The organism is Stenotrophomonas sp. HMWF003, assembly GCF_003061285.1.
Taxonomy (GTDB): domain Bacteria; phylum Pseudomonadota; class Gammaproteobacteria; order Xanthomonadales; family Xanthomonadaceae; genus Stenotrophomonas; species Stenotrophomonas maltophilia_AP.
Map to the genome: position 1 here is coordinate 1 of NZ_QAIW01000363.1, position 3837 is coordinate 3837.

Consider the following 3837-nt stretch of genomic DNA (forward strand, 5'->3'; position numbering starts at 1 on the left):
GTGCAGGGGCGGCGGCAGGCGGGCCAGCACGGACGCAGCGTCGTAGGCTTCCACCTGCTGGGTGGTCCAGGGCACCGGGTGCCAGGTGTCGTCGCCCAGCATGCGGGCAGCGCGGGCTTGGTCGGCCAGCTCGGGATCGTCGGACGCCCTGTATGCCTTGAGCAACGCATCCACCGTCGCTGTCGGCAGCACCCGCGTCTGCGCTTCGTCCGGGAACAACGCGTGGACGCTGTCCATTTCCCTGCTCCACCACGCCATCGCCTGCCGGGCGCGTTTTCCCTCGGTGCTATTGGCGTCCACCGCCTGCTGGCGCAGGGCGGCGGGCAGGCCGTCGCGGGTAATCCACAGCACCACCACGCTGTCGTGCACGGGCGGGGGACGCGGTGTGTCCGGGTCCCGCCGGTGGCTGGAGTAGTGGCCGCGGATCAATTCACCGTCCAAGCTCAACAGTACGGCGTTGCACAGCATTGGCGATGCCGAGAACTGCGTGTGCAGGGCTTGCAGCACGGGCGCCAGCGACGGGCCGTTCTGCTCCACGGCCCGTAGCAGCGGCGGGCGCACCGTGGCCTGGGCCGCCATCAGTCCGGGCCAGTCGGCGGCGGCGTAGCGGCTGTCAGCGGTAAGGGTGGGGGCGAGCGTAAAGACCGGCACAGGGCCGGAGCTGGGCACGTGGCTCACCAGCATGTCCATCGCCTGGGCCAGGCGTACCTGCAGTGCCATGCCGCGCTCGGCCAGCGAGGCGCTGGGGTCGGGCAGGTCGTCGGCGAGCAGGGGAGCGTGCGACGGGGACGGGGCCAATTGGGCGGCCAAGCACTCGGGTGGATGCTGCGCCAGACGGGCGAAGCAGGCGCGTAGTTGCAGCGTGGGTTCGGTGGAATCCGCAGACGCCGCGCCGGGGGCGGCCGGAACAGCGCTGGCACCGCGATGGGATGGGCGAGCGGACCACGCCTGCACGGCCCCATGCAGGCCGCGGCCCAGCAGGGCAAGCGCGGCTGCGGCAACAGTGCCCGCCGCCCAGGGGGCCAGCGCGTCCAGGCGCTCGCCTGGTGGCAGGTCCAGTACGTACCAGCCCATCAACAGCGACCACGGTGTACAGAGAGCGTAGAAGACTCGCCGCCAGAGAGTTGCCGGGGTCATGACAGGCCGTCCTCGTGGGTGAGACGTTTGGCGTCCCCGCGGGACGTCACCTCGCCGCGGGCGTTGTCTCGAGGCTTGAACACCGGCCGGAATATCTGCCGCCTGCGCAGATAGCTCCAACGCGGCTCGCGGCGTGAGATCAACGCCACGCCATCCAGCATGTCCAGCTTTCCGTCCATGCTCGATGCGGGTTTGGCATCGGTGAAGATGGGCTTGTTACCCCGGCGATAGATCTCCAGTGCCCTGCGATCAGCGGTATTGAGCGGATCGACCGGAGGTAGTGGATACTCCTCGTCCAGCCTGGGGTTGGCTTCACGCCGCTTCTTGTACTCTGGCAGCACCTTTTCGTGGTAGCGATTGCGACTGGCGATGTACTGTTTGTCCTTCTTCTCCAACAGGGCGTGCATGTTCGTGTAGTCACGCTCGCATTGGGGATCGGTCAACACGAAGCCCGCGCGCGAGTCGTGCACGTACTGCGCCATGAAGGTGCTGACCGCCGTAGTGGGCGCGGGTGCACCCGCCCAGTAACGGTCGTACATCCGCAGGCACTGGTCCTCGCGTGTGATGGCGTTGACAGGGCCTGACTGCAGAAATCTCACCCTCAGCCGGTCCGTGGTCTGGCTGAAAGGCTGGATATAGACGCCCAGCTCTGCATTGGCCTGGTCCAGGTTGATGTGGTCCTGCACCTGGGTGTCCTTGCAGTGGGTCATGAAGGGATGCGCGATAAACCGGGCGCGCGGCAACACGTCTCTTCGCCACCCCATGTAGGTAACGTAGTGGCTGTGCAGCAGGCGCATCAGCGGCGCGCCGCCGCGATGTTGCTGCAGCGTGGCTTGGTGAGCGTTGAAGCTGCGTTGTAGTTCGGGGGAGATGGCGAAGGCGTCGGTGAGACGTCTGGTGGGGAAGACATTCCTCCCCACTAATGGAACACCTGCTGCCAATGCGCGCTCATACATATCGTTGAGTGGAATCTGCGACAGCATGTCGTACTGATCCTGTCGAACCTGATGCTGGCCGAGGTGGGTTCCTTTGCCCTGTGCGTTTGGGCCGTATCCTCCGCCCACGTCCGCATGTACGCCTGGGTACACTATTTCGATCCGGGGCAGCTTGATGTCGCGTTCTACGCCTATGGTGGTCAAGGGGAATGAGTTGCGGGCCTCGTGCCCAGCCACCATATGCACGCATTGCTCGACAAACTGGGGAATGATCAGGTATTCCGGCTTTGCCCAACCCAAGTGGCCATTGAACGGAAACGGGAAGGAGTCTGCGAACGTCACCGAGGCAACCGTGTCGAACAGGCCCATGAAGCGCACCCTGAGTGGAATACCGCACACCTGGGCCTGGCCATCACCCGTCCATTCGATCAGGTGATTCAGGAAGGCTCGCGCTGCTGCTGCGCCTCTCGAGAAGCCGAACAGATCCAGAGTGATCATCGGGATCTTTGGTGCGCCAGGCTTGGGGTTAGCCAGCATCTTTTCCAGCTTGCGTCGCCAGACCTTGATCTGGGCTTTGTCCTGCACTGCAGCGCTGGTATCTTCGATGGTCTCCGGGACAATCACATCCCCCGTGAGGATTCTCGCCAGCTCATTAGCCATGTACAGAAAGGCGAAACGCAAGCGCAGGTCACCGTTGGCGCCGCTCTGTGCGCCGTCCGGATGCGGCTCAACTTCGCCAATATGAGGGAATGGAGTTCCTACGCCTTGTACGTAGAGGCGGAACTGACCTTCCTCCTCCTTCTCACGGCAGGCATCGAACAGTCTAACTACGTTGCTGTGCGCGCCTGTTGGCAGGTCTTCAATTCTATGATTTCGCGTTCCATCGAAAAAAATCGAGAACTGAACATTCATCCAGCACGGAACATTCTCCATGCCGATACTCGCCTTGGCGGGGTTGAACAGTCGAGTTGCGGGTGCATCCTCTGGGAGCCACGCTGTTTCAGTCATCACGACCAATGCCTCTCCGATCGTTGAAGTTCTTATAGGGGAATTCAGCGCCCGGATAGTCAGGATGATTCGGGCCTTTCATGGACGGGATGACCAGCACTTCGTCATCAGCGAAGATGTGTAGCCATGTACGCCCCACGTAGGTGTAGGGGTGCACCGGAACGTATTTCTCTATCCAACGACAGGCCTCTTCCTCCGTTTCAGGTCGATCCACATAGAAAGCTCTGCATCGCCGCCATTTCGCACGGACTGTGAGTCCTGGATGCCACCGTTGCGGCAGACTGATCGCGCCGAGTACGGTGCTTCCGCCAGTCCCGGCAATATCTCCACCTCGACCGTTTACGTAAACGACGTCCACGTACGTGTCGGTCGGCTCATAGTCCATCGACGTCAAACTGCCACCGACGCGCGCGTTGGGGTCTGAACTTCGCTCCGGAGGCTTGCAGCTCGTCAAGGTGAGCACGACGGCAGCGAGCGCGGCTATGTGCATTGCACCGCGCCTATGGGGACTACGGGGCTTCATCAACGCGCATGCGGAAGAATCTGCTGGCTCGGTTCGCATGCAATGTGCGCTGCCGGGAGTCGTCAGGGAGCGCGCATCCAGTGTGCGCGACACCCCCTGCATGCCAAAGATCACCTTCGCTTTCTCGGGAAGCCAGGACAATTCACTCATCTCGACCAATGCCTCTGCGCTTGTTGAAGCTCTTGTAGGGGGACTCGGCTCCTGGATAGTCAGGATGTCCTGGGCCCAACATTG

General features: G+C 62.7%; 3 protein-coding genes. All 3 read right to left on the minus strand.

The features are described from left to right. On the minus strand, window positions 1-1137 hold a 1137-nt coding region (locus DBR34_RS14820; RefSeq protein WP_128097361.1), incomplete at its 3' end, for a DUF2875 family protein. Further along, complete coding sequence (locus tag DBR34_RS14825; protein WP_181394027.1) at window positions 1134-3005, minus strand: DUF2235 domain-containing protein; 1872 nt, start codon at window positions 3003-3005, stop codon at window positions 1134-1136. The genes DBR34_RS14825 and DBR34_RS14820, both read right to left, overlap by 4 nt. A 67-nt stretch (window positions 3006-3072) precedes the next feature. Beyond that, window positions 3073-3753, minus strand: coding sequence for a DUF3304 domain-containing protein (locus DBR34_RS14830; RefSeq protein ID WP_128097363.1), 681 nt, complete (start codon window positions 3751-3753; stop codon window positions 3073-3075). Between the last annotated feature and the right edge of the window lie 84 nt (window positions 3754-3837).

Coding starts and splice junctions, on each gene's coding strand:
- DBR34_RS14825 (WP_181394027.1), bottom strand. CDS start 3,005: ATGGAGAATGTTCCGTGCTGGATGAATGTTCAGTTCTCGATTTTTTTC.
- DBR34_RS14830 (WP_128097363.1), bottom strand. CDS start 3,753: ATGAGTGAATTGTCCTGGCTTCCCGAGAAAGCGAAGGTGATCTTTGGC.